At 64.3% G+C, this 26035-nt stretch carries 24 protein-coding genes; 13 read left to right on the top strand and 11 right to left on the bottom strand.

Features of this window, described 5'->3' with window-relative positions:
• Positions 1 to 56: 56 nt before the first annotated feature.
• The 3 genes from N6H05_RS21535 to N6H05_RS21525 form a co-directional block, all read right to left on the bottom strand.
• On the bottom strand, positions 57 to 593 hold the full coding sequence (locus N6H05_RS21535) for a CAP domain-containing protein (protein ID WP_284111608.1): 537 nt from the start codon (positions 591 to 593) through the stop codon (positions 57 to 59).
• Between the two features lie 40 nt (positions 594 to 633).
• Positions 634 to 1638: a hypothetical protein gene (locus tag N6H05_RS21530; RefSeq protein WP_284111607.1), complete on the bottom strand. Its 1005-nt coding sequence runs from the start codon at positions 1636 to 1638 to the stop codon at positions 634 to 636.
• A 467-nt stretch (positions 1639 to 2105) separates the two neighbouring features.
• Positions 2106 to 2603, bottom strand: a complete 498-nt coding sequence (locus tag N6H05_RS21525; RefSeq protein ID WP_284111606.1) for an SH3 domain-containing protein — start codon at positions 2601 to 2603, stop codon at positions 2106 to 2108.
• A gap of 102 nt (positions 2604 to 2705) precedes the next feature.
• Between N6H05_RS21525 and N6H05_RS21520 the strand changes: the two genes are divergently transcribed.
• From N6H05_RS21520 to N6H05_RS21485, 8 genes are all read left to right on the top strand, one after another.
• Positions 2706 to 3704: a 2-hydroxyacid dehydrogenase gene (locus tag N6H05_RS21520; RefSeq protein WP_284111604.1), complete on the top strand. Its 999-nt coding sequence runs from the start codon at positions 2706 to 2708 to the stop codon at positions 3702 to 3704.
• A 71-nt stretch (positions 3705 to 3775) separates the two neighbouring features.
• A complete protein-coding gene (locus N6H05_RS21515) occupies positions 3776 to 3961 on the top strand; it encodes a DUF1328 domain-containing protein (RefSeq protein ID WP_007710155.1) in 186 nt (61 codons plus the stop codon).
• Between the two features lie 5 nt (positions 3962 to 3966).
• Complete coding sequence (locus N6H05_RS21510) at positions 3967 to 4170, top strand: DUF5818 domain-containing protein (RefSeq protein ID WP_004211342.1); 204 nt, start codon at positions 3967 to 3969, stop codon at positions 4168 to 4170.
• A 66-nt stretch (positions 4171 to 4236) separates the two neighbouring features.
• A complete protein-coding gene (locus N6H05_RS21505) occupies positions 4237 to 5991 on the top strand; it encodes a DUF885 domain-containing protein (RefSeq protein ID WP_284111602.1) in 1755 nt (584 codons plus the stop codon).
• Positions 5992 to 6309: 318 nt separating this feature from the next.
• Positions 6310 to 8979 (top strand): aconitate hydratase AcnA, encoded by a 2670-nt coding sequence (acnA, locus tag N6H05_RS21500; RefSeq protein ID WP_284111601.1) that lies wholly within the window; start codon positions 6310 to 6312, stop codon positions 8977 to 8979.
• A 164-nt stretch (positions 8980 to 9143) separates the two neighbouring features.
• Entirely contained in the window at positions 9144 to 9401 is a 258-nt protein-coding gene (locus N6H05_RS21495; RefSeq protein ID WP_122129375.1) for a CBU_0592 family membrane protein, read from the top strand.
• Positions 9398 to 10069 carry a cyclase family protein gene (locus N6H05_RS21490; protein WP_284111600.1) on the top strand — a complete coding sequence of 224 codons (672 nt, stop codon included), beginning with the start codon at positions 9398 to 9400 and terminating at the stop codon, positions 10067 to 10069. Before N6H05_RS21495 ends, N6H05_RS21490 begins: the two co-directional genes overlap by 4 nt.
• A 123-nt stretch (positions 10070 to 10192) precedes the next feature.
• Positions 10193 to 10927 carry a Bax inhibitor-1/YccA family protein gene (locus N6H05_RS21485; RefSeq protein ID WP_284111599.1) on the top strand — a complete coding sequence of 245 codons (735 nt, stop codon included), beginning with the start codon at positions 10193 to 10195 and terminating at the stop codon, positions 10925 to 10927.
• Between the two features lie 83 nt (positions 10928 to 11010).
• On the opposite strand, the gene N6H05_RS21480 is transcribed toward N6H05_RS21485, so the two are convergent.
• The 8 genes from N6H05_RS21480 to N6H05_RS21445 form a co-directional block, all read right to left on the bottom strand.
• Entirely contained in the window at positions 11011 to 11640 is a 630-nt protein-coding gene (locus tag N6H05_RS21480; RefSeq protein ID WP_284114292.1) for a glutathione S-transferase family protein, read from the bottom strand.
• 62 nt (positions 11641 to 11702) lie between these two features.
• Complete coding sequence (locus tag N6H05_RS21475) at positions 11703 to 13766, bottom strand: alpha/beta hydrolase family protein (RefSeq protein WP_284111598.1); 2064 nt, start codon at positions 13764 to 13766, stop codon at positions 11703 to 11705.
• A 109-nt stretch (positions 13767 to 13875) separates the two neighbouring features.
• Positions 13876 to 15111: a hypothetical protein gene (locus N6H05_RS21470; RefSeq protein ID WP_284111597.1), complete on the bottom strand. Its 1236-nt coding sequence runs from the start codon at positions 15109 to 15111 to the stop codon at positions 13876 to 13878.
• Between the two features lie 116 nt (positions 15112 to 15227).
• Positions 15228 to 15962: a hypothetical protein gene (locus N6H05_RS21465; protein WP_284111596.1), complete on the bottom strand. Its 735-nt coding sequence runs from the start codon at positions 15960 to 15962 to the stop codon at positions 15228 to 15230.
• 100 nt (positions 15963 to 16062) lie between these two features.
• The gene (locus tag N6H05_RS21460; RefSeq protein WP_284111595.1) at positions 16063 to 16716 is read right to left on the bottom strand and encodes an alpha/beta fold hydrolase; all 654 of its coding nucleotides are present in this window, start codon (positions 16714 to 16716) and stop codon (positions 16063 to 16065) included.
• Positions 16706 to 17395: an immunity protein Imm33 domain-containing protein gene (locus tag N6H05_RS21455; protein ID WP_284111594.1), complete on the bottom strand. Its 690-nt coding sequence runs from the start codon at positions 17393 to 17395 to the stop codon at positions 16706 to 16708. Before N6H05_RS21455 ends, N6H05_RS21460 begins: the two co-directional genes overlap by 11 nt.
• A gap of 142 nt (positions 17396 to 17537) precedes the next feature.
• Complete coding sequence (clpA, locus tag N6H05_RS21450; RefSeq protein WP_284111593.1) at positions 17538 to 19859, bottom strand: ATP-dependent Clp protease ATP-binding subunit ClpA; 2322 nt, start codon at positions 19857 to 19859, stop codon at positions 17538 to 17540.
• Positions 19860 to 20015: 156 nt separating this feature from the next.
• Positions 20016 to 20213, bottom strand: a complete 198-nt coding sequence (locus N6H05_RS21445; RefSeq protein WP_004211362.1) for a DUF1192 domain-containing protein — start codon at positions 20211 to 20213, stop codon at positions 20016 to 20018.
• Between the two features lie 102 nt (positions 20214 to 20315).
• On the opposite strand from N6H05_RS21445, the gene N6H05_RS21440 reads away from it, so the two are divergent.
• From N6H05_RS21440 to N6H05_RS21420, 5 genes are all read left to right on the top strand, one after another.
• Positions 20316 to 21323, top strand: coding sequence for an NAD(P)H-quinone oxidoreductase (locus N6H05_RS21440; protein WP_037511226.1), 1008 nt, complete (start codon positions 20316 to 20318; stop codon positions 21321 to 21323).
• A gap of 115 nt (positions 21324 to 21438) precedes the next feature.
• Positions 21439 to 22302: a UDP-2,3-diacylglucosamine diphosphatase gene (locus tag N6H05_RS21435; RefSeq protein WP_284111592.1), complete on the top strand. Its 864-nt coding sequence runs from the start codon at positions 21439 to 21441 to the stop codon at positions 22300 to 22302.
• Between the two features lie 14 nt (positions 22303 to 22316).
• The gene (locus tag N6H05_RS21430) at positions 22317 to 23345 is read left to right on the top strand and encodes a glycosyltransferase family 4 protein (protein ID WP_284111591.1); all 1029 of its coding nucleotides are present in this window, start codon (positions 22317 to 22319) and stop codon (positions 23343 to 23345) included.
• Positions 23346 to 23460: 115 nt separating this feature from the next.
• A complete protein-coding gene (locus tag N6H05_RS21425; protein WP_284114291.1) occupies positions 23461 to 24144 on the top strand; it encodes a DUF1013 domain-containing protein in 684 nt (227 codons plus the stop codon).
• Positions 24145 to 24292: 148 nt separating this feature from the next.
• Complete coding sequence (locus N6H05_RS21420) at positions 24293 to 26014, top strand: long-chain-fatty-acid--CoA ligase (RefSeq protein WP_284111590.1); 1722 nt, start codon at positions 24293 to 24295, stop codon at positions 26012 to 26014.
• Positions 26015 to 26035: the final 21 nt, after the last annotated feature.

Raw genomic sequence — 26035 nt, 5'->3', positions numbered from 1 at the left:
GCTGCCCCTCCCTGCGCGACAGGCGCGGGGAGGCGCGGCACGATCTCGCAAAGCGATCAGTAGGTCGTCTGGCCGGTGACATTGCCACCGTCCAGATAGCGACAGACCAGCACCTCATCCTCTCCGCTGGCCACGGTGACGAGCGCGCATCCCACCTGCGCCGTGTTGCGCCAGATCACCTGCGTATAATGGCCGACATCTTCCCACTGGCCCGAGGTGCTGACGTCGGTGAACAGGCCGTTCTTGAACGCCGCCTTCTCGTCGATCCACATCGTGACCATGTCTTCTGGCGTATAAGCGCCCTTGCTGCCCCGCCACAGATTCTCGCCCTCGGCGACCAGCGAACCATCATGTTCGAGATAGCTCAGCGTCTGGAGATTGGCGCCCCATCGCGCCGCGTCGGCGGCGAGCGCAGGGCTCCAACTGAGATTGGGCACGCCAATCTGTCCCCGTTCCGCATTATGGGCGGCAAGGATGCGCTGGTCGAAATTGTCGAGCCGGTTCTGGGCCTGCGCCGGCAGCGCAATGGCAAGGGCCAGCATAATGGCAGCAGACCGCCGTACGGAGGCGCGCGTGAGATGCTCCAGGATCATCAACCTCTCCTTGCTCTGATGGTGGATCGGGCGCGGGGCATCAGCCGAATTTTTCGAGCAGATATTGCGAGACCCAGATCTGGGTGCCGGCCAGATGGGGCAGCGCCAGCCTGGTGCGCTGGTCAAAGCGTAACTGCCGGGCCAGCCCATCGCCGATGGCGGCCCCGGCTGCGAGTTCATGCGGATTGAAGCTGTTCCGCACCCGGCGTAGGGCGTCGCGCACGCGGTCGCCTTCATCGCCGGTCAGGGTCGCGGGCAATGGCCCACCATAAGGGGTGCCGCTTGCAATCAGGCCGAGCAGCTTCGCAAAATCATCGGGTTGCATCTCCACCCATTGATGCGGGGAGAGAATGGCCTTCGGGCGGAAGATCACAGCGGTTGCCGTCACGATCCCTCCCGTCAGATAGACGGTCGGGCGTTGCCGGGGTGGGGGTTCCGTTGCAATCTGTGGCGCCAGCACCGGCGCGACGGTGTCGCCGTAAAATTCCGATGCCCTTTGACCGACGGTGGCGGTGCGGACGTCCGGCCAGCGAAGCTTGACCGCGCCGGCCATCGTCTTGGGTCCATAGGGCGCCGAAAGGGCGACAAACTGGCCATGCTGGTCATAATAGCCGCCCTTGATAGTGCCGCTGGCGATGTTGACGTGCATCACGCTGCGGCGGTCGGCGGGGCGCACGATCCAGTCATAGCCCAGCCGCGCCTGATCCTTGATCGAGATGATTTCGGGGGTGATGCCCGTTCGTGCGGGCAGGGCGGCGATGAACTGCTCCACCCGGCCCGGCGCGAAATCGATAAGGCCGCCTGAAACCAGTACGGCAATGTCGCTGGTCTGCAATCCATGCTGGGACTTCAGCCGCTCGATATGGCCGGCCACGATGTCGACGCTCTGGGCGGCCATGGCATCGTCCGCTGCGGGGCCGAGCGGGCTGGCCAGTTCGGTTTCCACGAAGGCCTTGCCGCTGGGTTCCGGCGCCATGCGCTCGAAGCCCGAAAGCCTTCGTTGGCCCAGCCGGTCGCGGTCGAACCGATAGGCTGCGACGCTCATTCCGCCCCGTCGGATTTCGACTACGCCATAGGTTTTTTGCCGGTTCGCCTGCGCATTCGCCCTGGCTGGTATCAGGCCCGGTATCAGGGACAGGCCTGTGACCGATGCTGCCGTTGCGCCGATGAACGCGCGCCTGCTCCAAGCCATCGCTGTCCCCCATGTTCAGGCAGGTGCCGGGGCCAATCCCGGCGCGCTGCGACAAGCGGATTGCTATGACGATGTCGGGTGCGAAACAATCGGGCTATTCCGGATGGCCGATGGCGGAAACTCCTTAGGGGCGATGGCACCGGGGCGGTGGCATCTGTCCTACAGTGCCCGCTTTCCGCTATACCGTCGCCGGCTCTTTCCCATCGTCTGCGCCCATCCACGGCCGCGCACGACAATTGCCATCATCGACACGAAAATGTCAGGATGTGCGGGAAATATGCGAAGTTAAGCGCGGCATGTCCTATTTTGCCGCACCGGGTTCAGCCGCTGGTGGCGCCCCACAGGTCGCTGGCCTTCACGAAGCCCTTCTGGCCCTTCACGTCGAACGCGCACCAGCCGCCTGAGCAGGAACCGATCCGGCCGACCACGCCCTTTTCGGCGCGGAACAGGGTGCGGCTGGTCTCGCTCGCGCCCTCATGCATCGGCGCTTGCGCCGCGGTAACGATCGCGGTGGCGGTATCGCTCAGCAGGCGGACATGCATCCAGCCCTGGGCACCGTCAGGATCTTCCACCTTGCGCCATAGGCCCAGCACCTGCACCACCTTCACCGGCAGGTCGCGGCGCTGATAGACCCAGTTGGACGGGTAATCGAGGCTGGGGCCGACGCGCATCCGTGCCTCGTCGTGCGATAGCGACGCCCAATAGGGCACCGGCTTGGCCGGGGCCGCCGCCGCGCCGCTCATATTGGTCAGTGCCGCGATCATGCCCGCGCCCAGCAGCAGGCGCTTCATGCCCGACCCTTTGCCCATATCACCCATGGTCTTTCCATACGCTTGTCCGGCCGGTCGCGACAAGCTTTCAATCGCAGGCGGCAGCATATCCGCTTGACCGGCGGGGCAGGCGGGAATAGCGGCCATGCTATGGCCAGGAAACCGCGCCCCGCAACGCCGCGCGTCATCGTGACGCGCCGCCTGCCGCCCAATGTGGAGGCGCGCATGGCCGAACTGTTCGACGCCAGCTTCAACACGGGGGACATCCCCATGAACCGGGCCGAACTCGCCGCCGCCATGGCGCAGTGCGACGTGCTGGTGCCCTGCATCAGCGACCAGATCGACGCGGACCTGATCGCCGGCGCGCCCGATCGGCTGCAACTGATCGCCAGTTTCGGCAGCGGCGTCGACCATATCGACCTGGCCGCCGCCCGGACCAAGGGGGTGATCGTCACCAACACGCCCGGCGTGCTGACCGAAGACACGGCCGACATGACGATGGCGCTGATCCTCTCCGTGCCCCGCCGCCTGGCGGAGGGGGAGAAGCTGGTGCGCTCGGGCGAGTGGCGCGGCTGGAGCCCGTCGGGCATGCTGGGTCACCGCATCGGCGGCAAGAAGCTGGGCATCATCGGCATGGGCCGCATCGGTCGCGCCGTCGCCCGCCGCGCCAGGGCCTTCGGCCTCACCATCGCCTATCATAACCGCCATCGCCTGCCGTTCGAAGTGGAGCAGGAATTGGAGGCCTACTGGTACGACGATGTCGACACATTGCTGCGCGAGTGCGACATCGTCTCGATCCATTGCCCGCTCAATGCCGACAGTCGCGGCATGATCGACGCGCGCCGGATCGGCCTGATGCGCCCGGATGCCTATCTCATCAACACCTCACGCGCGGAAATTACCGATGAGCCGGCGCTGATCGCGGCGCTCGCCGAAGCGCGGATCGCCGGCGCCGGGCTTGACGTCTACGCCCATGAACCGGCGGTCGATCCGCGGCTGCTGGCGCTCGCCAACGTGACCCTGCTGCCCCATGTCGGCTCGGCGACCTTCGAGGGGCGCGACGCCACCGGCGCCCGCGTCATCGCCAACATCCGCACCTGGGCCGATGGCCATCGCCCGCCCAATCAGGTGCTCGAAGGCTGGGTCTGATCGCTGCGCGGGCGGAACAATGCGCGCTTTCCTCCGTTTGGAAATTTCAGAGAAACGGAAGGAATCCCATCATGATTCGTCTTGCCATCATTGCCCTCGTGATCGCGGCCGTGCTCGCCATCCTCGGCTTCGGCGGCGCCGCCGGCACCTTTGTCGGCATCGCCAAATTGCTGTTCGGCGTGGCCATCGCCCTGTTCCTGATCTTCCTCGTCCTGGGCCTTCTGGCTGGCAAGGGCATCAAGGACGCGATAGACTGACACGCATGATCGAGATTGGCGCTGGAGTGGATGAGACCGGGCGGTTGCTGCGTGACGAGGCCGGCTTCCTGCTCCAGCGCGATCTGGGCGGCACCTGGCGCCTGGTGCTGCTGCGCGTGCCGGTCGACCATGTCGAAAAGCGGGTCCGGGTGCGCGGCTATTATGCCGGCGACGACATTGTCGAAGCGGATGGCGTAGCCGCCGCCTGATCTGGCGCCTGAACCGGCACCTGCCCATCTTGCCAGAATCGTTACGCCGCGCGATCAGTTGCGCCCATGCGCAAGATCATTTCCCTGATGCTCGCCGTCGCGGCGCCCGCTCTGGCTCACGCCCAGACTCCCCATGACCAACTGACCCAGGTGATCGACGATCACTGGGCATGGTATCTGTCGGTCCATCCGGTGGAGGCTACCGCGCGCGGCGTGCGCGACTATGACGATCAGATTTCGGACCTGTCGCTGGCGGCGCGCGATGCCCAGATCAAGGCGGAACAGAGCTTCGTCACGCGGCTGGACGCGGTGCCGGAGGCTGGGCTGGATGCCGCCGACAAGGTCAATCGCGCGGTGCTGCTGTGGATGCTGCGCGACGATATCGCCAGCGACAAGCATCAGGCCGAACGGCTGATGCTCTTCACCACCTATTATAGCTGGCATCAGGGCTTTTCCGGCATGGCCGACGGCCTGCCTTTCTACACTCGCGCCGATTATGAGAGCTATCTGAAGCGTCTCGCGCTCTATCCGAAGCAGAATGGCGATGGCATGGCCATCACCCGCCAGGCGATCAAGGGCGGCTATGTGCTGCCCTGTTCGGTGCTGGGCGGCTTTGCCAAGGGGATAAGCGGCATCGTCGCCGGCCCGCCGGAAGGAACGCGCTTCTACGAACCCTTCACCCGCACAAAGCCGCGCGACATCAGCGATGCCGACTGGACGGCGCTGCAGGCCCGCGCGGTGGCGGTGATCCGCGATGTCATCACGCCGGAATATGGCAAATGGCATGACCTGTTCGTGGCCGACTATCTGCCCAAATGCCGCAAGAGCGACAGCGCATCGACCCTGCCGGGCGGCGCGACCTGGTATGCGAGCCGGGTGCGCACCCACACCACCACCGATCTGACGCCGGATCAGATCCACCAGATTGGCCTGGATGAGGTCGCGCGCATCGGCAAGCGGATGGACGCGATCGCGGCCAAGGCCGGCTATCCCAGCCGTGCTGCCTTCATCCAGCATTTGCGCACCGACCCCAGCTATTACGCGAAGACGCCCGAGGAACTGCTGCGCGTCGCCGCGCGCCAGGCGAAGACGATCGACGGCCTGCTGCCGCGCTATTTCGCCACGCTGCCGCGCCTGCCCTATGGCATCAAGCCGATCCCGGCGGCCGAGGCGGAGGGGACGACCACGGCCTATTATGGTCCCGGCGCGCCCGAGGCGGGGATTTCGGGCACTTATTGGGTCAATACGTCGAAGCTCGACCAGCGGCCCTTCTGGGAATTGCCGGCGCTGACCGCGCATGAGGCGGTGCCGGGCCATCACAACCAGATCGCACTGCAGCAGGAATTGCCGCTGCCGCCGTTCCGCAAATATCTCGCCGGCTTCACCGCCTATGTCGAAGGCTGGGCGCTCTACACCGAATATCTGGGCGAGGAGATGGGTCTTTACGACACGCCCGAGAAGATGATGGGCCGCCTGTCCTACGAGATGTGGCGGGCCTGTCGCCTGGTGGTCGACACCGGCATCCATGCCAAGGGCTGGGACAAGGCGAAGGCGGTCGCCTTCATGAAGGCGAACAGCGCCCTGAGCGACGCCAATATCGATGCGGAGGTCAATCGCTATATCAGCTGGCCGGGTCAGGCGTTGGGCTACAAGCTGGGCGAGATCAAGATCCGCGAGCTGCGCGCGCGGGCGGAGCAGCAGCTTGGGGCCAAGTTCGACCTGCGCCGTTTCCATGACGCGGTGCTGTCGCAGGGGGCGGTGCCGCTCACCGTGCTGGAAAGCCAGATCGACGGCTGGATCGCCGCGGAAAAGGCGCGCTGAAAAGGGCGCCGATAAAGGCAAGATATGGGACGGGGCGGGAGCGATTTCCACGCCCCGCGCACAATAAAAGTGCGGCCCTCGTGCGCTCCGCTGCGAATGATTTTCAGTAAGCAAAAATGGCGGAAATAAAGGCGGTTTCGACCATTTTGTCCCTTTGACTTGGCGGTGGCAATCTGTATGCCACCGCTCATCGGGACACACTTGCTTCGACCATAGGTTGGGGCGCCTCCCTCCACCTTGCCACGTCTTCGTGGCTTCTGGTGGGAACGCGACGCTTCCTTCCGCATGGCCGGGCCTATGCGAGGAGACGCATATCTTATGACCGCCACCGGACAGGATACTCTCGGCACGCGCGACACGCTCAATGTCGGCGGCAAGGACATCGCCTATTATTCGTTGGAAAAGGCGGCTGCGAAGCTTGGAGACGTTTCGCGCCTGCCTTTCTCGATGAAGGTGCTGCTCGAAAATCTGCTGCGCTTCGAGGACGGCGTGACCGTCACCACCGACGACATCAAGGCGATCGTCGACTGGCAGAATGACAAGGGCAAGGCCGAGCGCGAGATCCAGTATCGCCCGGCGCGCGTGCTGTTGCAGGACTTTACCGGCGTGCCCTGCGTCGTCGATCTGGCCGCGATGCGTGACGCGATGAATGCGCTGGGTGCCGACGCCAGCAAGATCAACCCGCAGGTGCCCGTCCACCTCGTCATCGACCACAGTGTCATGGTCGACGAGTTCGGTACGCCCCGCGCGTTCCAGGACAATATGGAAATCGAATATCAGCGCAATATGGAGCGCTACGACTTCCTGAAATGGGGCAGCAAGAGCCTCGCCAATTTCTACGCCGTGCCGCCGGGCACCGGCATCTGCCACCAGGTAAACCTGGAAAATATCGCTCAGGGCGTCTGGTCGAGCGAGGGTACCGACGGCACCACCATCGCCTATCCCGACACCTGCGTCGGCACGGACAGCCACACCACCATGGTCAATGGCCTGGGCGTGCTGGGCTGGGGCGTCGGCGGGATCGAGGCGGAGGCCGCGATGTTGGGCCAGCCGGTATCGATGCTGATCCCCGAAGTGGTCGGCTTCAAGTTCACCGGCAACCTCAAGGAAGGCGTGACCGCCACCGATCTGGTGCTGACCTGCACCCAGATGTTGCGCGCGCGCGGCGTGGTCGGCCGCTTCGTCGAATATTTCGGCCCCGGCCTTGCCACGCTCAGCCTCGCCGACCGGGCGACGCTGGCCAATATGGCGCCCGAATATGGCGCGACCTGCGGCTTCTTCGGCATCGACGACAAGACGCTCGACTATATGCGCCTGACCGGCCGCAGCGACGAGAATATCGCGCTGGTCGAGGCCTATGCCAAGCAGCAGGGCTTCTGGATCGATCCGTCGGTCGAGCCGATCTTCACCGACACGCTGGAGCTGGACCTGTCCACCGTGGTGCCCAGCCTCGCCGGCCCCAAGCGCCCGCAGGACCGCGTCGCGCTGCCCGAAGTCGATGATGTGTTCAACGCCGACATGGTCAACACCTACAAGAAGGCGCAGACCCGCGTTCCGGTCGAGGGCAAAGATTATGACATTGGCGACGGCGACGTCACCATTGCCGCAATCACCAGCTGCACCAACACCTCCAACCCCAATGTCCTGATCGCCGCCGGTCTGGTCGCCAAGAAGGCGAACGAGCTGGGTCTGAAGCCCAAGCCCTGGGTCAAGACCTCGCTGGCGCCGGGTTCGCAGGTTGTCACCGACTATCTGGAAAAGGCGGGCCTTCAGGCGCATCTCGACGCGATCGGCTTCAACCTGGTCGGCTATGGCTGCACCACCTGCATCGGCAATTCGGGACCGCTGGCCGAGCCGATCAGCAAGGCGATCAACGAAAATGGCCTGGTTGCCGCCGCCGTCATTTCGGGCAACCGCAACTTCGAAGGCCGCGTGTCGCCCGACGTGCGCGCCAACTTCCTCGCTTCGCCGCCGCTGGTCGTCGCCTATGCGCTCAAGGGCACGGTGATCGAGGATTTCATCACCACCCCGATCGGCACGAGCAAGGATGGCGAAGCGGTCTATCTCAAGGACATCTGGCCGACCAATGACGAGGTCGCGACCACTCTGGCGGGGGCGGTCGACCGGGAGATGTTCCGCGCCCGCTACGCCAATGTCTACAAGGGCGATGCCCATTGGCAGGCGATCGAGGTGACCGGATCGGACACCTACAAGTGGCGCGCCGGGTCGACCTATGTCGCCAACCCGCCCTATTTCGAGGGGCTGACCATGACACCGGCGCCGGTCACCGACATCATCGGTGCCATGCCGCTGGCGATCTTCGGCGACTCGATCACCACCGACCACATCTCGCCGGCCGGTTCGATCAAGGCGACCTCGCCCGCGGGCAAGTGGCTGAGCGAGCATCAGGTCGCCCAGGCCGACTATAACAGCTATGGCTCGCGCCGTGGCCATCATGAGGTGATGATGCGCGGCACCTTCGCCAATATTCGCATCAAGAATCTGATGCTCGACGGCGTCGAAGGCGGCATGACCAGCTATCAGGGCGAAGTCATGCCGATCTATGACGCGGCCATGAAGCACAAGGCCGACGGCACGCCGCTGGTCGTGATCGGCGGCAAGGAATATGGCACCGGATCGTCGCGCGACTGGGCGGCCAAGGGCACCAACCTGCTCGGCGTGCGCTCCGTCATCGTCGAAAGCTTCGAGCGTATCCACCGTTCGAACCTGGTCGGCATGGGCGTGCTGCCCCTGGTGTTCAAGGACGGCCAGACCCGCGACACGCTGGGCCTCAAGGGCGATGACAGCTTCACCATCACCGGTGTCGCCGACCTCAAGCCGCGCCAGGATGTCGAAGTGCAGGTCACCCGCGCCGACGGTTCGACCTTCAGCTTCACCGCGCTCTGCCGCATCGATACTGTCAACGAGCTGGAATATTTTCTCAACGGCGGCATCCTGCAATATGTGCTGCGCAAGCTCGCCGCCTGAGCGATTTCAAGTCAGATGGCACATCTGACGACTTGGAAATCGCGGCAAATAAAGAACGGGAGCATGCCCGACTTCGGCGGACCATGCTCTTGATCGCTTGATGCGCTGAGCTAAGGAATGAGGGCTCTCTCCGTGAGGAGGGAGCCCTTTTCATTTGGGGGTGGATGGTGGCGCTGTTCGTGGAGATCGTCGGTTGGGCCGGTGCGATATTGGTGCTGATCGCCTATGTCGGCGTCTCGACCGGGCGGCTGTCGGGTGGGTCGGCGACCTTTCAGTGGCTGAACGCCGTCGGCGCCGCCTTCTTCATCCTCAACACCTGGTGGCATGCCGCCTTTCCCTCGATGGTGCTTAACATCATCTGGGCGGTCGTCGGCTTTTCCACCCTCTGGCGCATCTTCCGTCGGAGAATGTCCCCGTCATGACCCGTTTCATCGATCTCAGCCACGCCATCGAACATGGCATGACCACCTATAAGGGCGTCGCCGCGCCGCATATCTGCGATTACTGGACCCGCGAACAGTCGCGCGCCAACTATGCCGATGGCAGCGCCTTCCAGATGGGGCGGATCGACATGGTGTCGAACACCGGCACCTATCTCGATGCGCCCTTCCACCGTTTCGAGGAGGGCGATGATCTCTCGATGCTTGATCTCGACCGGCTGGCCAGCCTGCCGGCGATTGTGGTGCGACGGCCGTTCGAGGCTATGGGCCTGGCGACCGACGCCGCCGATCTCGACGGCATCGACGTTGCCGGCCGCGCGGTGCTCGTCCATACCGGATGGGACCGGCACTGGCGCACGCCAGCCTATTTCGAGGATCATCCCTTCCTGACCGAGGCGGCGGCGCAGATGCTGGTCGCGCGCGGCGCCCGGCTGGTCGGCATCGACAGCCATAATATCGACGACACCCGCCCCGGCACAGGCCGCCCGGTCCATCGCGAGCTGCTGGGCGCGGGCGTGCTGATCTGCGAACATATGACCAATCTGGGCGCGCTGCCCGATGCCGGCTTCGTCTTCACCGCCGTGCCGCCCAAGATCGTCGGCATGGGCACATTCCCGGTACGCGCCTTTGCGCAAGTCGATCCGGCATGATCTTGTGATGCTGCTGTTAAGCATGACATCGCTGTTAGGCTTCGGCTTTCGCTTGAACTGAGGGGCGTTAGCGCCGATACTATAGCCATCGGCCGCAAGAGGCCGCCCAAGGAGATTTTACCCATGGCCAATTGGTCCGACCCCCGTTCCGATATCGCTGGCTTTGGCAGTGCCAGCGCCGCGCGCAGCGAGGCGTTCGATGCCGGGCTGCGCAAATATATGCTGTCGGTCTATAATTATATGGCGAGCGGCGTGCTGCTGACTGGTGTCGTCGCGATGCTGTTCGCGTCGAGCGGTCTGGCGCTCCAGATCCTCGCCGGCCCAGGCATCCTGAAATATGTCATCATGTTTGCACCGCTGGCCTTCGTCATGGTGATGAGCTTTGGCATCAACAAGCTGTCGACCGTCGCGATGCAGAGCCTGTTCTGGGCCTATGCCGCCGTGATGGGCTTGTCGCTGTCGTCGATCTTCCTGGTCTATACCGGCACGTCGATCGCGCAGACCTTTTTCGCGACCGCCGCGGCCTTCGCCGGCCTCAGCCTGTTCGGCTACACCACCAAGAAGGATCTGTCGGGCTTCGGCACGTTCCTGATCATGGGGGTCGTCGGCCTGCTGGTCGCCAGCCTGATCAACCTTTTCCTGCGTTCCAGCATGATGGACCTGGTGATCAGCTTCGTCGGCGTGCTGCTGTTCGCGGGCCTCACCGCCTATGACACGCAAAAGATCAAGAGCATCTACAGCTATGTCGCCGGCACCGACATGATGGGCAAGTCGGTGGTGATGGGGGCGCTGAACCTCTATCTCGACTTCATCAACATGTTCATGTTCCTGCTGCGCTTCATGGGCGATCGCCGCTGATATCCGGTGAACGGAACGAAGACAGGAAAAAGGCCCGGCGGACATCTCCGCCGGGCCTTTTGCTTTATGGGGAAGGGACTGGCTCAGCCCTGTTTCTGCATCTCGACGATCAGGGCGTTGTCGATCTCCTTCTGCCTTTTATAGGCCGGGCGCTCGCGTAGCCGGGCGGCATAGGCCTCGAACGCCGGGCGGCTGGGGATGGTGCCGAAAGTGAGCCCCCAGTCGATCTGCGCGCCGACATAGACGTCCGCCGCGGTGAAGGTGCCGCCACAGATCCAGCTGCGGCCGGTGACCGCCGTTTCCAGCGTATCGAGCGTGTCGTCGAGCGAGCCATAGCCCGCGCTGCGTTCGCGACCCTCGGGCAGGACGAAGCCCATCGCCTTGTTGGTGACGGCGGCCTCCACCGGACCGGCAGCAAAGAAGAGCCAGCGATAATAATCGGCCCGGTCATCGGTCGCCGGCGCCAGGCCAGCGGCCGGGAAGGCGTCGGCGAGATAGGCGCAGATGGCGGCGCATTCGGTCACCACCTTGCCGCCATGGACGATCGCCGGCACCTTGCCCATCGGGTTGATCGCGCGATAGTCGGCGGTCTTCATGCCGCCGGCATAATCCAAGATCACCGCCTCATAGGGGGCGCCGACCTCCTCCAGCATCCAGCGGGCGATCTGCCCGCGCGACATGGGGTTGGTATAGAGAAGAACCGGGTCCGCCATCATGCATCCTCCTGGAAAAGTGGCGGGAACATATCATGAACGATATGATCCCGCCAGCCGGATCATTGGGCCGGTGCGCTGGCCGCCGCCGCCGGCTTGTCGCGATAGCGATCGAACCAGGCGATGATTGCCGCCGCCTTGGCCGCCGATTGCGACGGGCGGGCGGCGATGCCGCCATGGCTGGCGCCCGGCACCTTCACCAGCGCGGTCGGCACGCCCCGTATCTGCAACGCGCCATAATATTGCTCCGCCTCGCTGACCGGGGTGCGATAATCCTCGCTGCCCACGACCACCAGGGTCGGCGTCTTGACGTTGCCAACCAGGCTGAGTGGCGAGCGGTTCCAATAGCCCATCGGATCTTCCCAGGGCTTGTTGGGGAACCAGTAGCGCGAGGTGAACAGGGTATTGTCCATGGTCAGCGCTTCGCTGATCCAGTTGATCACCGGCTTCTGCGTGGCGGCGCCCTTGAACCGGTCGGTCTTGCCGATGATCCAGCTGGTCAGCACGCCGCCGCCCGAGCCACCGGTGACGAACAGATTGTCCGGATCGGCCACGCCCGCGGCGATCGCGGCATCGACCGCGGCCATCAGGTCGCCATAGTCGTCACCGGGATATTTATGATGGATCAGCTGGGCGAATTCCTCGCCATAGGAGGTCGATCCGCGCGGATTGGTGTAGAGCACGGCATAGCCGGCGGCGGCATAAAGCTGGTCGTCGGTCGAGAAATGCGGGCCATAGGCGGTGTGCGGGCCGCCATGGATTTCCAGCAGCAACGGCACGCGGGTGCCGGGCTGATAGCCGGGCGGGGTGACGAGCCAGGCCGGCACGGTGCGGCCGTCGGGCGCGGTGACGGCCAGTTCCTTCACCTGTCCCAGCGCCTTGTGGCCCAGGAAATCCTCGTTGAGGCGGGTGAGCTGGCGGCTCTTGCCGCCGCTGCTGACCGACAGGTCGGCCGGACGCAGCGCCGATCCGCTGGTGAAGGCCAACGTGCCATTGGCCGCGACGCTGAAATCGCCGCCGCTATAGGGTCGGTCGAACGCCGTGCCGGTAAGGCCGCTCGCCAGCTCGGTGACATGGCCGTCGAGGCTGATGCGGGCAAGGCGGTTGACGCCGCGCTCGTCATATTGGGCGTAGAGCGACTTGCCGTCGGCTGCCCAATAGGCGCGATCGATGCTGCGGTCGAAACTGGCGGTGATCGCATGGGCGCGGCTGCCGTCGCGGTTCATGACGTAGAGATAGGTGTTTTGGTAGGACAGGCGCTTGTCGTCATAGCCGAGATAGGCGATCTTGCTGCCGTCCGGCGAGACGACCGGGGCGACATCCGGGCCTTCACGACTGGTGAGCGGGCTGATCGCACCCGAGGCGATGTCGAGCGTATAGATTTCCGGATCGAATATCTTCTGCTGCCAGTCGGGCTTGCGCACCGCGCTGAACAGGATGGCGCGGCCATCGGGCGTCCAGCTCAATGGGCCGCCATCCTGATAGTCGCCAAAGCTCAGCTGCCGGGCCGGACCGCCATCGGCCGGCACCAGGAAGATATGGTCATAGCCGGCCTGGACATAGCCGCCGCCATCATTGCGATAATCGACCCGGTCGATCACCTCCAGCGGCTTGGCCCATTCGGCGCCCTCCGGCTTGTCGGGCGCCTTGCCCAGCTTCATCGGGTCGGCGGGCACGCGCATGATATAGGCGAGGGACTTGCCGTCGGGCGACCAGGTGACCGACTGCGGGCCGTCGGGCAGGGTGGTGACGCGCACGGTGGCGCCGGTGTCGAGCCAGCGCACGAACAATTGTGGCTTGCCGGCATCGGCGGCGATATAGGCGATACGCTTGCCATCGGGCGACCAGCGCGGCTGGCTGGCGTCGGTGACCAGCGGGCGCTGCGCGCCGGTCGCGGTGTCGACCAGCCAGATCGCGCCCTTCTGCCGGTCGGTCATGATGTCGCCCTGGCGGCGGACATAGGCGACGCTCTTGCCGTCGGGGCTGATCTGCGGATCGGTGGCGACCTGCAGCGCGAAAATGTCGCGCCCCTCGAACCTGGGCGATGGGGCGGCCGACTGGGCCGCGAGCGGCAGAGGGGAGAGCGCGGCGCCGAGCAGTAGCGCGGCCAATAGCGTGTGTCGCATGAAAACCTCGAAACGGAAGAATGGCGCGAGACTTGCCGGATTTTCCTTTCGTTTCAAGTGCAACTCGTGGTCGGGGCGCGACGGGTGTTGCCGCGCCCCGACTGGAACTTCAGCAGCCCGCGCCCATCGCGCCGGCCAGCATGCCGCCAAGGCCACCCTTGCATTTCTTCTTCTTGGGCGGCGGATTGTCGCCGGAGGCGTCGGTGCTGTCGTCACCCTGGCTCATCATCGATCCCATGTCCGGCCCGTTGAGCATCCACATGGTGTTGGAACGATAGCGCACGCGGGCGATCCATTCCGGTTTCCAGGCGATCTTGGGATCGGCCGGGCGCGGCGGATAGGCGAAATTCGCCTCCGGCCCATAGGCATAAAGGCTGCCCATCAGCATCTCGCCGCCCGACTGCACCACCTGCGACGGCACGGTGCAACTGGTCTGGCTGGGCGGCATCACGATCTTGTCGCCGATCAGCTTGCGCACGGCACCGGGGGAAAGCCAGTCCCACACCGGCCCGCCAAAGGCCTGACTGGCCGAGGACGCCCACCACACCATGTCGCCGCCCTGCTTGGCCGCGAACACCCAGGCATAATAGCCGGTCGCATTGGGTACCGCGTTCCAGCTCAGCTGGGTAGCGCCGCCCGCCGCCGGGCTGGCACGGCCCGTGATCGGCGGCATGAAGTCCTGGCTCAGCGCGAACTTGATCTCGGGTGAATAATTGCCGGCGATGCGATGGTCGCCGATCAGCGAGGAATTGCCCGACAGCGTCTTGCGCGTCTGGCCATTGGGCCATTCGCCATAGGTCTTGCTGTTGGTGAAGCGGACCTGCCATTCCTGCGGGATCGCCGCGCCGGTCATGTAGAGGCCGGGCGGGAACTGGCCGCGCGCAACCTTGGCGAAATCGATCACCACCGGCTGGTTCGGCCCGGCGGTCGCGCCGCAGCCCCAATAGATGAGCAGTCGCCCCTTGGGCTTTTCACCGGGCAGCGCAGGCTCGTCGCTTGGCGTGACCTTGGGCGTGACCAGCGGGACGGAGGCGCCCAGCCGGGCGCCGGCGGGCATATAATGCTCGGCGGCCGGCGAACCGCTCGCGGCCTGGGTCGATCCCAGCCGCAGCACCAGTTCATGGATTGGCTGATTGCCGCCGCCCATCATCATCGACATGGCGCCGCCCATGCCGCCGCCGCCCGCCATCGCGGCCATGCCGGACATGGTGCCGGCATCCATCGAATAACGGGCGATCGGCCCGCCGGCCTGCTGGCTGGCGCCGGGCGTAGCGAGAAGGACGAAGCTGAGGGTAAGGGCAGCGACGCGCGGCGCGGCAGGCCGCAGATGAAGCAAAGTGGACATGCATTCCCCTATGAAAGCGTGGAAGACATGCGACCTTTTTGTTCTGGAGTCGGCTTAGCAGAATTTAAGGGGGGCGGGGAGAGGGGCTTAGACGTCAGGCGAACTGCCTTCCCATTTTAGCTTTTGTCGGCCTTGCCCTTGCCGCTGGCCGGGAAATAGCCGCCGCAGCGACGCGTGCCATATAGGGTGGAGCCGGTCCCGAATGTCGCCGGGGTGAAGGCGACGGCCTGTACCGGCACGCTGACGCCGGGCACGCGGCGCGCAAGCATGGCCTGCACGGCGGCGATCTGGGGGGCGTCCACCGGCGCAAAGATCGGCCCCTGCGGCAGGTCGAAATAATCGACGAAGCCGCCGCCGCGAATACTGGTATTGCCTGATGCGATCGCCTGTCTGGTCAATTGCTGCCGATGGGTGAGCGCGTCGAACCGACCGAGATAGACGACCTGGCCCGGCTTCGCCTCGAACTGGAGCGAGGCGGCGTTGAAGCAGAGCGCCCAACTATCCTGCTGCGAATAGCTGCGCACGACCCAGCGTCCCGGCTTGACGGGAACCATCAGATAGCCGTCGAGGAAATTCTTCTGCTTGGCTTCGAACAGCGCGGTGCCGCTGAAAGGTCCACTGGAAAGCCGGGCTTCCGAATCGACATAGGTGGAGAGCAGCAGCTTGAACGCCGAGTGCATCGACGGTGCCGGTTGCCACCAGTCGGTCTTGATGATGACCAGCGCCTCTTCGGATTGGGGCGTGAGGATGATCTGGCCGGGCGCCTTGGCGTTGGCGACATGCGGCAATAGCGCGCCGCTCAACGCAACAACTGCACCGAGCGCTGCCGCCCATTTTCCAATCATGGCCATGTTTTCCCCAATCCCTGCGGACCCAATCCGTTTTGCCGATCTGACCGCAATTCCCTAATAATTGCGCAACGGCCGCCGCGCGCCCGTGGGGAGGGCGGCATCAGGTTTGCGTGAACCGCCCACGGCGCAGGAAATGCACGACCTGATCGGCGACAGGGCGGGTGTAGATCATCGCGGTGTGGGCGACGGGCAGGGTGATATGGTCGCTTTCGCCCGGACAATGGGTGGCGGCGACGCTGACCTTGCCGTCATTGGGTGCGCGGAAGATGCGGCTGGGGAGCAGGCCGTTCATCGGCCGGTCGCCCGCGATGATGCCGAGCGGATAGTCGACCTCGCCCAAGGCCGCCAAAGTGGCCGCGTCGCGGCGGGTGCGCAGCAGCGCACCCGCCTGGTTCAGGATCAGCGGATGGAGGCGCAGGCGGTAGAGAAGATCGGCAATCTCGCTGCCGCCATTGGGCGTGCCGAGCATGACGACACGGCCGAGATGGGCGGGGCGATGGCGCGCGAGCCAGGCGCGCAGCATGAGACCGCCCATCGAATGGCCGACACAATGGACAGTCGTGGCGTGATAGGCCGTGTTGGCGGTGATACGCGCATGAAGATGCTCGATGACGCGAGCCAGCGGCCAGCGCCAACTGGGATAGCCGATATTGGCGACGTCATACCCCGCCCCGCGCAGCCGCCGGGCAAGCAGCGCGGTCTGCACCTGATGACCGCCAAAGCCGTGGAGAAGGATGACAGATTCAGTCATCATCTTCGAATGGCTCATATTCCCCGGTCTCGAAGTTGCGCAGCCATGCCGATCCGATCGGGCTGTCGATCAGGTGCAGCCAGCTATCGTCCGCATTCAACACCTTGCCGATCGCGATATAATCGGCCTTGCGGGTGTTCAACTGTTCATCGCTGAGGTCGCGATAATCGCCCCTGATCCGCCATCCACTGTCGGGATCGGAATCGCCTTCCTCCGTCATGTCGGGCTGTTCGCGATAAAGAAAATAGACCGGTACGCCATCATTGACCACGCAGCGGTCGACCATGCAGCGGTCCCAATAGGCGCGCCTTGGCGGTTCTGCCGGACCTTGCCTGTCGCCGTCATATATGAGGTCGATGATGTGGAAGGGGTGGAATATAAGCGGGCTACCTTCACGTAGCTGCGGCATGTCGGACGGGGTGTTCGCCAATATGCCGGTCCAGCCGTCCGGCGCGATGTTTTTCACTTCCACCCACATGCGTTCGGCATCCCATTCGCGACCGGGCGGATGGCTGCGGATCACCAGTTTGACCAGATCACCGGGGCGCAGGGCGTCGATCCGTTCGGCCGAGGGCAGGAAATAGGTATAGGGCGCGTCGGCCTGAATCGGGCGTGGATCGTCAATCGACCAGGAGCCGAAGAGACGACGACGGAGGTTATGGAGACGATCCTTGAAGCGCATGCTCGATTGATAGCGAGGCGCGGCACGCGCGCCTAGCCGCCCCCGGCCCCTCCCTGGCAGGGACGGGAGAACAAGAGGGACGTCTGCAAAAGAAAAAGGGCGGCCGTTGCGGGCCGCCCTTCCGTTGATCACTCGAAACCGCTTATTTCGTGCCTTCCGGCGTCTTGGCCTTGCCCCCCTTCTTGCCGCCCTTCTTGGGGGCGGCGGGGGTGATCTGGAAGGCGAGCGCCTCATCCTTCATATGGACATGGACCTCGCCGCCATGGACCAGCTTGCCGAACAGCAGTTCCTCGGCCAGCGGCTGCTTGATCTTTTCCTGCATCAGGCGGCCCATCGGGCGCGCACCATAGAGCTTGTCATAGCCCTTCTTGGTGAGCCAGGCCTTGGCGTCCTCGTCCAGGGTGATGTGGACGTCGCGGTCGGCCAGTTGCAGTTCCAGTTGCAGCACGAACTTGTCGATGACGCGGGCGACGATTTCCGGCGGCAGATAGCCGAACGGCACGATCGCATCGAGACGGTTGCGGAATTCGGGGGTGAAGAGCTTCTTCACCGCGTCTTCCTGCACATCCTCGCGGGTCAGTTCGCCAAAGCCGATCGACTCCTTCGCCATGTCCGACGCACCGGCATTGGTGGTCATGATGAGGATGGTGTTGCGGAAATCGACGGTCTTGCCGTGGTGATCGGTCAGGCGGCCATTGTCCATCACCTGGAGCAGGATGTTGAACAGGTCGGGATGCGCCTTCTCGATCTCGTCGAGCAGCAGCACGCTGTGCGGCTGCTGGTCGACAGCGTCGGTCAGCAGGCCACCCTGGTCATAGCCGACATAGCCCGGAGGGGCGCCGATCAGGCGGCTGACCGAATGGCGTTCCATATATTCCGACATGTCGAACCGCTGCAGCGGGATGCCGAGCAGGGTTGCGAGCTGGCGCGCCACCTCCGTCTTGCCGACGCCGGTCGGGCCGGAGAAGAGATAGTTGCCGATCGGCTTGTCGGGATCGCGCAGGCCGGCGCGCGACAGCTTGATCGCGGACGACAGCACCTCGATCGCCTGATCCTGGCCGAAGACGACGCGCTTCAAATCGGTGGTCAGCGATTCCAGCACGCTCTTGTCGTCCGACGACACGGTCTTGGGCGGGATGCGCGCCATGGTGGCGATGACCGCCTCGATCTCCTTGGGCGTGATCGTCTTCTTGCGCTTGGACGGCACCACCAGCATCTGCATCGCGCCGACTTCGTCGATCACGTCGATCGCCTTGTCCGGCAGCTTGCGGTCGTTGATGTAGCGAGCCGACAGTTCCACCGCCGCCTTGATCGCGTCCGGCGTATATTTGACGTGATGATGCTCCTCGAACGCGGTGCGCAGGCCGGTCAGGATCTTGATCGTGTCCTCGATCGTCGGTTCGTTCACGTCGATCTTCTGGAAGCGCCGCAGCAGCGCGCGGTCCTTCTCGAAATGATTGCGGAATTCCTTGTAGGTGGTCGAACCGATGCAGCGGATCGTCCCGCCCGACAGGGCCGGCTTCAGCAGGTTCGATGCATCCATCGCGCCGCCGCTGGTCGCGCCGGCACCGATGACGGTGTGGATCTCGTCGATGAAGAGGACGGCGTGCGGCATCTTTTCCAGTTCGGTGACGACCGCCTTCAGCCGTTCCTCGAAATCGCCGCGATAGCGGGTGCCGGCCAGCAGCGCGCCCATGTCGAGCGAATAGATGACCGCTTCCTTGAGCACGTCGGGCACTTCGCCCTCGACGATCTTGCGCGCCAGGCCTTCCGCGATCGCGGTCTTGCCGACGCCCGGATCACCGACATAGAGCGGGTTGTTCTTCGAACGGCGGCACAGGATCTGGATGGTGCGGTCGACTTCCGACGACCGGCCGATCAGCGGATCGACCTTGCCGCGTTCCGCCTTCTCGTTGAGGTTGACGGTGAACTGCTCCAAGGCACTGTCCTTTTTGCCCTTGCCGTCCTGCACCTTCTTTTCCTCCTCGGCTGCCCCCTTGGTCTCCTGACGCTCGGGCGTGGGCGTGCCCTTGCCGACGCCATGGCTGATGTAGCTGACGGCATCGAGGCGGCTCATGTCCTGCTGCTGCAGGAAATAGACGGCATAGGATTCGCGTTCGGAGAAGAGCGCGACGAGGACATTGGCGCCCGTCACCTCATCCTTGCCGGACGACTGGACATGGAGGATGGCGCGCTGGACGACGCGCTGGAAGCCGCTGGTGGGCGAGGGGTCGCTGGCGCCCTCTACCTTCAGGCTGTCGAGTTCGGTGTCGAGATACTGAGTGACGGCATCGGCCAGTTCGCCCAGTTCCACGCCGCACGCCTGCATCACCTTCGACGCATGTTCATCGTCGATCAGCGCGAGAAGCAGATGCTCCAGCGTCGCATATTCATGCTTGCGCTCCGACGCATGGGTCAGCGCATTGTGCAGGGTGGTTTCAAGGGCGGCTGCGAAAGATGGCATGTCTTTTCTACTCCTGGCCCCGGTTAGGGGCTGACTTGAACCTTATGTCGGCATTGCTCGACGACGGTTCAAGGGAGAGGCCCTGACCGCCGGAATTGCCAGACTGCCCATGCCCGGTGGAGCCCTTGGTCGGGCCGTCAGGGACGAGGCGCGGGTTCATCGCTTGAATAACGCCTCGGCAGTTGCCTTATGGTTAACGGCGCTTTCAATTTTTGTTCGAGTGCGGGTGATTTCGGTTTCCAGCGCCCTGATGCGCGCTTCCAGTTCCGCAACGGACAGGGGACCCAGATCCTGTCGGAGCAGTTGGGCCAGCGGATCATCGGCCTTTCTCGGCAGATCATTGTCCATGTCCATAAAGGGTAATGTTGACCCTGTAGGCTAGTCTGTCAATAAGAAGCGAAGCTCCGTCCGTCGATTTTGGGTGCGGCGCAATATCTCTGGCCCGGGGGGGCGCATATGATCCTCGACAGTTTCACGATTCCATCGCAGATGACGGCCATCGGCATCCCGGTGCCCGGCGGTCCCGACGCCCTGGTGCCCGAACAGCGGCCGGTGCCGGTGCCCGGCGAGGATGAGGTGCTGATCCGCGTCGCTGCCGCCGGCGTCAACCGGCCCGACGTGCTGCAGCGGCAGGGCAAATATCCGCCGCCGCCCGGCGCATCCGACATTCCCGGACTCGAGGTGGCGGGCACGATCGTCGCCGCCGGCCGGTCCGCCGACATGCTGGTCGGCCAGCGCGTCTGTGCGCTGCTGCCGGGCGGGGGCTATGCCGAATATGCGATTGCCCCGGCCGGCCAATGCCTGCCGGTGCCGGCGGACTATGACCTGGTCGAGGCGGCGGCGCTGCCCGAAACCCTGTTCACCGTGTGGACCAACCTGTTCGAGCGCGCCTATGTGGTGGGCGGCGACCGGGTGCTGGTCCATGGCGGCACCAGCGGCATCGGCACGATGGCGATCTCGCTCTGCCGCCTGTTCGACATAGAGATCATCGTCACCTGCGGCAGCGACGACAAATGCGCCCAGGCGCTCGAATGGGGCGCTGCCCATGCGATCAATTACAAGAGCCAGGACTATGTCGCTGAGGTGAAGCGCATCACCGGCGGGCAGGGGGTGCAGGCGGTGCTCGACATGGTCGGCGGTGACTATGTCCCGCGCAACATCGAATGCATGGCGGAAGATGGCCGCCATGTGTCGATCGCGGTGCTGGGCGGGGCCAAGACCAGCATCTTCCTGCCGACGGTGATGTCCAAGCGCCTGACCCTGACCGGATCGACGCTGCGGCCGCGCTCCTCGGGCTTCAAGAGCCTGGTCGCGGACGAGATCATGCGCACCGTCTGGCCGTTCGTCGAACAGGGCAAGCTGCGCCCGGCGATGGACCAGCGCTTTGCCCTTGCCGACGCGGCCAAGGCCCATGCCCGCATGGATGCCGGCGAACATTTCGGGAAGATCGTGCTGACGGTGTGAGGGGCGGCGGGAAAACCCGCCAAACCGTAGTATTTTCGTCATATTCGGTGCGGAGTTGTAACAGAGCGGCGCTAGGGATTCGGCCTCAAGGACAACAGCCCTTGAGGACGTAGACATGGACGCCATCACGCGCTTGCCCTTCCTGAGCGAACTGGAAGAGGGGGCTGACGACCGCTTCCACATAGCCGAGCGGGAAGGCGCGCGTCGCCGCTATCGCACCATCTGGATTTCCGACATCCATTTGGGCACGCGCGGTTGCAACGCGACGATGCTGATCGATTTCCTGGACAGCGTCGACAGCGACACCATCTATCTGGTCGGCGACATCATCGACGGCTGGCGGCTCAAGAAGCGCTTCTACTGGCCGGCCGCGCATAATGACGTGCTGTGGCGGATCATGAAGCGGGCCAAGCGCGGTACGCGTGTCGTCTATATCCCCGGCAATCATGATGAGATGTTCCGCCAGTTTACCGGCATGAATTTCGGCGGCGTCGAAATCCGCCGCAAGGCGATCCACGAGACGGCAGACGGGCGCAAGCTGCTGGTGCTGCATGGCGACGAGTTCGACACGATCATGCTGGCCCACCGCTGGCTCGCCTTCGTGGGGGACGCGGCCTACACGACGCTGATGCGCCTGAACGTGGTGGTCAACGCCGTGCGCCGGCGCATGGGCCTGCCCTATTGGTCCTTGAGCAAGATGGCCAAGCACAAGGTCAAGAATGCCGTATCCTTCATCTCCCGCTTCGAGGAAGTGGTGGCGCATGAGGCCGGGTCGCGCGGCGTCGACGGCGTGGTGTGTGGCCATATCCACAATGCCGAGATGCGCGAGATCGAGGGCATCCAATATTATAATGATGGCGACTGGGTGGAGGGCTGCACTGCACTGGTCGAACATGCCAGCGGGGCGATGGAGGTGCTGCACTGGGCCGACGAGATCGCCAAGCGCGGCGAAGCGTCGCCGGCACTGATGGCGGCCTGACGCGGAGACCGGATATGCGGATCGCGATCGTTACCGACGCCTGGACGCCGCAGGTCAACGGCGTGGTCCGCACCTTGCAGATGATCCAGTCCGAACTGGAACATCTGGGGCATGAAGTGAAGGTGATCTCGCCCGATCTCTACGGCTCCATTCCCTGTCCGACCTATCCGGAAATCCGGCTCGCGCTCGTGCGATCGGGCGTGGTCGGGCAGGCGATCGCTGCCTTCCGTCCCGATGCCGTCCATCTGGCGACCGAAGGGCCGCTCTGCTTTGCCGCCCGGCGCTGGTGCCTGCGCGGGAATGTGCCCTTCACCACCGCCTATCACACCCATTTCCCCGATTATGTGTCGCAGCGCACCGGCCTGCCGGCGGCCTGGTTCTGGCGCTATATTCGCTGGTTCCACGGACCCGCGCAGGCGGTGCTGGTATCGACCCGGTCGGTGCGGCAGCAATTGCGCGCCCATGGCGTCGCCAATGTCCGCAAATGGGGCAGGGGGGTGGACCTCAACACCTTTGCCGGTCATGTCGCGCCGTCGGACCTGCTGGCGGACATGCCGCGCCCGATCCAGCTCTATGTCGGCCGGGTCGCAGTCGAGAAGAATCTCGAAGCTTTCCTAGCGAGCGAGCATCCTGGCACGAAGGTGATCGTCGGCGACGGCCCGGCGCGCGCGGCGCTGGAGCGGGCCTATCCCGACGCCCGTTTCCTGGGCGCGCAGTTCGGCGCCGATCTGGCGGCGATCTACGCCGGTGCCGACGTGTTTGTTTTTCCCAGTCGCACCGATACGTTCGGGCTGGTGATGATCGAGGCATTGGCGGCGGGCACGCCGGTTGCGGCCTATCCCGTGACCGGCCCGGTCGATATCGTCACGCCGGAAACCGGCGCCCTGTCCGAACGGCTGGAAGACGCCATCGCTGCGGCGCTGCTGTGCGATCGGGTCGCCTGCGCCAGCTATGGCGGCAGCTTCAGTTGGGAACGCAGCGCGCAGGAATTTCTGGCCGGCCTATGTCCGATTGCACCGACGCTGATGGACAGCGCCGCCTGACGCTTTTCCTTGCCGCAAGCCCCGCGATGCTCTATCCCGGACATGTCGTGGCCGCCCTGCTTGGGCGGCCCTTATCGTTTTTAGAGCCGGAGAAGACCCCGTGTCCCAGCCCCTCATGCCCCATGCGACCGCCAGCTGGCTGGTCGACAATACCGCACTGAGCTTTGACCAGATCGCGGAATTTTGTGGGCTGCACATCCTGGAAGTCCAGGCCATCGCCGATGACACCGCCGGCATCAAATATACCGGCCGCGATCCGGTGCGCGCCCATGAAATCACCATGGACGAAATCCACAAGGGCGAGAGCAATCCCGACTATAAGCTCAAGATGCTCAAGGGCCCCGAGCCGGTCCGCCGTACCAAGGGGCCGCGCTACACTCCGGTCAGCAAGCGCCAGGACAAGCCCGATGGCATCGCCTGGATCCTGCGCAACCATCCCGAGATTTCGGATGGCGCGATCGGCAAGCTGATCGGCACCACCCGCACCACCATCGCCGCGATCCGCGATCGCAGCCACTGGAACATCTCCAACATCACGCCCAAGGATCCGGTGACGCTGGGCCTGTGCTCGCAGCGCGAACTGGATGCGCTGGTCAGCAAGGCGGCGAAGAAGGCCGGCATCGAGATGCCGACCGATTCGCGTCTGGATGGCGATCGCGAGGCGCTGATCGAGGAGCTGCGCCGCGAGCGCGAGGATAATGCGCGCCGCATCGAGCAGGCGCTCAAGAGCGAGTCCGAGCTGATTTCGGGCGCCGCGACGATCCTCGATCCGTTCAGCAGCAACAAGGGCGAGGTCTGAAGACGTAGCGTCATCCGACGCTCTTTCCGATCCGCTGCAATGCAGCATTTCCAAGGGCCGCGCCGGCTTTCCGGCGCGGCCTTTTTGCTACAATCCAGACACAGGTTGACGCTTGCGTAAAGCGCTCGGGCCACTTACACTTCTGTAAATGGAGAGCAGAGAAAAGATCTGGCGCGAGCATTATCAGCACCCTACGCCGTGGGAGCAGACGTTCCCGCCGATGTCGATGGGGGACATGGTAACGCAGAGCGCCACCGCCCACCCGCAGGCCCACATGATCGACTTCATGGGGCGCAAGTTCAGCTATGGCGCGATGATGGACGACATCAGGCGCATCGCCTGTGGTTTGCAGGCCATGGGCGTGAAGAAGGGGGACCGGGTCGGTCTCTACCTGCCCAACACCCCCCATTATGTCGCGGCCTATTATGGCGCGCTGCTGGCCGGCGCGATCGTCGTCAACTTCTCCCCCCTCTACACCGCCGCCGAACTGGAGCATCAGGTCGAGGATAGCGGCACCAAGATCCTGTTCACTTTGTCGGCCAAGGCACTGCTGCCGACCGCGCTCAAGGTGCTGGACAATAGCAGCCTCGAAAAGCTGGTGGTCGGTTCGATCGCCGAGGTGCTGCCGACCGCCAAGAGCATCCTCTTCCGCCTGTTCAAGCGCGGCGAGACGACGCCGCTGCCGCATGATCCGCGCGTCATCCGCTATGACCGGCTGATCGCCAATGCGGGCGAATGCATCGTGGCCGACATCGATCCGGTCAACGACGTCGCGCTGCTGCAATATACCGGCGGCACCACCGGCACGCCCAAGGGCGCGATGCTGACCCACCAGAATCTGACCGCCAATGCACGCCAGGCGCAGGGGATCGACCCGCATGCGGGCGAGGGCGATGACCGCATCATCGCGGTGCTGCCCTTCTTCCACGTCTTCGCCAATACCTGCACGCTGAACCGAACCGTGATGAATGGTGGCGAGATGGTGATGCTGCCCCGGTTCGAGGCGGTGCAGGTGCTCTCGGCCGTCCAGCGGACCAAGGCGACGTCGCTCCCCGGCGTGCCGACCATGTATCAGGCGCTGCTCGATCATCCAGCCCTGCCTAACATCGATTTCTCGTCGCTGCGCACCTGCATTTCGGGCGGCGCACCGCTGCCGATGGAGGTGAAGCAGAAGTTTGAGGCGGTGACCGGCGCGCGTCTGATCGAGGGCTATGGCCTCACCGAAACCAGCCCGATCGTCTGCGCCAATCCCTATGAAGGGCTGAACAAGACCGGCACCGTCGGTCAGCCCGTTCCTGGCACCCGCGTCAAGATCGTCAGCCGCGAGGATCCGACCCAGCCCCCGCCCGAGGGCGAGCCGGGCGAACTGATGTTCGCCGGTCCGCAGATCATGAAGGGCTATTGGAATCGGCCGGACGCGGACGCGCAGGTGTTCGTGGGCGAGTTCCTGCGCACCGGCGACGTTGGCGAGGTTGATGACGACGGCTATGTGCGGATCGTCGATCGCCTCAAGGACATGATCGCCGTCGGCGGCTTCAAGGTCTTCCCGAGCCAGGTGGAATCGGTCCTCTATCATCATGAATCGGTGAAGGAGGCGCTGGTGATCGGCGTGCCCGATCGCTATCGCGGCGAGCAGCCCAAGGCGTTCGTGACCCTGAACGAAGGCGCAACCATCGACGGGCCGGGCCTCAAGGACTGGCTCAACCCGCAACTGGGCAAGCATGAGCGGGTCTGCGAGGTCGAGGTCAGGTTGAACCTGCCCAAGACGCTGGTCGGCAAGCTGTCGCGCAAGGAACTGGTCGCCGAAGAACGCGCCAAGGCCGAACAGGCGATGGTCCAGAATGCGGCGCAGACTGGAACCGCGGCCTGATTGCTCCTATCTAGCGCGCCA

It is taken from the genome of Sphingobium sp. WTD-1 (assembly GCF_030128825.1).
In the GTDB taxonomy this organism is placed as follows: domain Bacteria; phylum Pseudomonadota; class Alphaproteobacteria; order Sphingomonadales; family Sphingomonadaceae; genus Sphingobium.
This window is presented reverse-complemented; position numbering and strand designations above follow the sequence as displayed.